At 35.2% G+C, this 3,267-nt stretch carries 2 protein-coding genes and 1 pseudogene; all 3 read right to left on the bottom strand.

Annotation, left to right across the window (positions count from 1 at the left end):
- Positions 1 to 187 (bottom strand): annotated as a pseudogene (locus V7137_RS25445) (glycosyltransferase family 1 protein); the annotation flags it as partial.
- Complete coding sequence (locus V7137_RS25450; RefSeq protein WP_335700661.1) at positions 172 to 1,323, bottom strand: glycosyltransferase family 4 protein; 1,152 nt, start codon at positions 1,321 to 1,323, stop codon at positions 172 to 174. The gene V7137_RS25450 and the pseudogene V7137_RS25445, both read right to left, overlap by 16 nt.
- A 100-nt stretch (positions 1,324 to 1,423) precedes the next feature.
- Positions 1,424 to 3,250, bottom strand: a complete 1,827-nt coding sequence (locus V7137_RS25455; protein ID WP_335700662.1) for a polysaccharide biosynthesis protein — start codon at positions 3,248 to 3,250, stop codon at positions 1,424 to 1,426.
- Positions 3,251 to 3,267 lie beyond the last annotated feature (17 nt).

Consider the following 3,267-nt stretch of genomic DNA (forward strand, 5'->3'; position numbering starts at 1 on the left):
ATGGGATTCTGTGGATCTTACCGCCCATTTTTAATATTTCATTATCAAATACCCCTTCTTTACATGTAAGAAAATCAAATTGAACCTTCGATCTGTCAATATTCCGATATAGATTCATAATCAAGGTTTCAGCTCCACCACGATTCATATTGACAACCACATGTAAGATCCTTAATGGATTGCCCAAGTTACTTCCTCCATTTCACCCATATAATTTCTATAAATCCGGCTCTTTTCTTCAAGAACCTTTTGGATACAAAATATAGATAGGATCTTGTTCCGTCCTTCCATTCCAAATTTGGTTTTAAGATCACTATTATTTGCAAGAATCTTTATTTGTTTTGAGAAATCCTCTGAATTATTCCTTACTAACCAACCGTTCTTGCTATTTTCAATTAGTTCTCTATGCCCCCTGTTATCATTTGCTATTACTGGCAATCCACAGGCCATCGCTTCCATAATATTTACTGGAAGCCCCTCTCTAAGACTAGAAGCAACTGCTATATCACTCAACTTTAGTAAGATATCAATATCATTCCGATACCCAAGGAAGTCAACCATTTCATTGACACCTAATCTATGAGAGAGTTCTTGGCATTCTTTTAGTTGAGGTCCGACTCCAGCAAGTAATAGCTTAGCATTCGGAACTTCCTCTTTTATTAAGGCTAATGATTCAATCAGTAATTTTTGATTTTTATTCATATTAAATTCCGCGGCGTAAAACATTAAAAAATCATGAGTATCATACCCAAGTTCATTTCTTAAAACCGATTTTTGTTTTTTTTCAACGGGTTTGTAAAAGTCTGTATTCACCCCAACTCCATGTACATGTTCAATTTCTTTAGATTTAAACCGATGATTCTTTGCAATGTTAAAATCCTCTGTATTGATCGCAATCAGGCAATCAGTATACCTTGAGAGGGTTCTTTCAATTGGATAATAAATCATCCAGTTTGTGAGTGGGGCACCTTTACAAAAATGGAACCCATGGGCTGTATACAACACCTTCGTTCCATTTTTTCTTGCATCTCTTGCTGCTAACCTAGTAAGAACTCCGCCCATCGGTGTGTGGCAATGAATAATTTTATACTGATTTTTATCGATTATTGATTTAAGTTCTTTATAAGCCATCATATTTTTATTGTTAAAAGGAGATCGTTGAATTGGAATATTATATTTTCTGTCTACATATGGAAGTTTAATATCACCACATGCTACTACATGTACTTCCCATCCTTGCTCTTTAAACCATTTCAAATATGGCAAATGAAAAGCTTTGAAATGAAAATCCACGGTTGCACAAAAAAGCACTTTTTTATGCATTTTAATCATCCACTTTCTATTTAGATCTAGCTCGAAGAAATCTTGGTCCTAACCTTGCAGCAGGTATAATTGTTTTTTAGCATTGATTTCTTACACTCCTCTACATTGGAACTGGTAATTTTGGTTTTAGTCTAACTTGATAGTTAGCAAGCTTAATTAATTTTTCCCTAATTTCCGCTTTATCAAGGTTTGAGTATGTTGAGATAATCTCTTCTATTTCCTGTATTAATAGTTCAGAAGTCTTCCCAATATAAATTTTCGGATAAATTTGCTCTTCATGGACTTCATCCTCTTTTAATAATTCTTCAAAAAGCTTTTCCCCTGGCCTCATTCCAGTGAATTCTATCCCTATTTCATCAATGGAATTTCCTGATAGTTTAATTAGATTTTTGGCCAAGTCAACAATTTTCACAGGATCACCCATATCTAAAACAAAGATTTCTCCTCCTTTAGCAAGTGAACCAGCTTGAAGTACTAGACGTGATGCTTCTGGAATTGTCATAAAGTAACGAACCATATCAGGATGAGTGACCGTAATAGGCCCTCCACTTTCAATTTGTCTTTTAAACAAAGGAATAACACTACCTCTACTTCCTAAAACATTTCCAAAACGAACAGCAACAAATTTGGTATCACTTACACCGTCCATATACTGGATAATCATTTCGGCAAGCCTTTTGGTCGAACCCATTACACTCGTTGGATTCACTGCTTTATCAGTTGAAATCATGACGAATGTTTTTACCCTATTCCAACTAGCTGCCTCTGCCGCATTCATCGTTCCAATTAAATTATTTTTCACAGCTTCTTCAGGATTAGCTTCCATTAGTGGAACGTGCTTATGAGCAGCTGCATGATAAACTGTGTCAGGTTGATATCTACTCATAACAATCAGCATTTTCTTTGCATCCTGTAAATCTGCAATTACTGGAATAAATTCAATTTTTGTATTCTTGAAGGTCTCCTTTAATTCCATCTCAATTGAATAGATGCTATTTTCACCGTGGCCCAGCAAGATTAATCGCCCCGGATTAAACTTTGAAACTTGTCGACATATTTCGGAACCTATCGAGCCCCCTGCCCCAGTTACTAAAACGACTTTATCTGTGATATTTTCAGATATACTATTAATATCTAACTCTACTTGCTCTCTACCCAGAAGATCTTCTACCTGAACATCACGAAATTGTTTAACAGATACTTTTCCTGTCATCAGGTCCTCAAGCATGGGGAGAATTTGCGTTTTTGCACTTGTCTTTGCACATTCCTGAAATATCATATTTAATTCCTTTTTACTAAGTGACGGAATTGCAATGACAATGTTATCAATCTCTAACTCATTAACAGTAGCTTCAATCTCTTTAATTCCACCAATGACTGGTAATCCTAAAATATCAAGTTTATGCTTTTTTTCATCATCATCAACAAAACCTATCGGTAATAGATCCGCTTCGTTATTTTTTAGAAGTTGTCTTGCCACCATCATCCCTGCAGATCCCGCTCCAACAATAAGGGTCCTCTTTTTGTTAACTACTTTATCAAGGTATGAATCCCGAAACATTCGCCAACAAAAACGGGAACCACCAATAAAAGACATATTTAATAACCAAGTTACGGTTAGTAACCTGAATTGTATTTCTTGAACGATGAGTTGCTGAACAATAGAGGCAATAAGGATGGAAATTGTTATGACCTTTAAAATACTTACTAACTCTCCAATACTGGCATATTCCCAGGCTTTTTTGTAAAGATGAAATTTGAATGAAAGGAAATAATGACTTAGTAAAATCACAACAGAACTTAATACGATTGGAAAAGTAACCACATGAAAAGTTCCATCGACTAGGAAACGACTAAAGAAAATGGCAGTTAAGACGATACATGAATCAATAAAAATGAATAAGGATAATCTTTGTCGATACGTCATACTGTCCCCCTTTTAAT

Origin of the sequence: Neobacillus drentensis (assembly GCF_036962765.1) — a bacterium.
Taxonomy (GTDB): Bacteria; Bacillota; Bacilli; order Bacillales; family Cytobacillaceae; genus Neobacillus; species Neobacillus drentensis_C.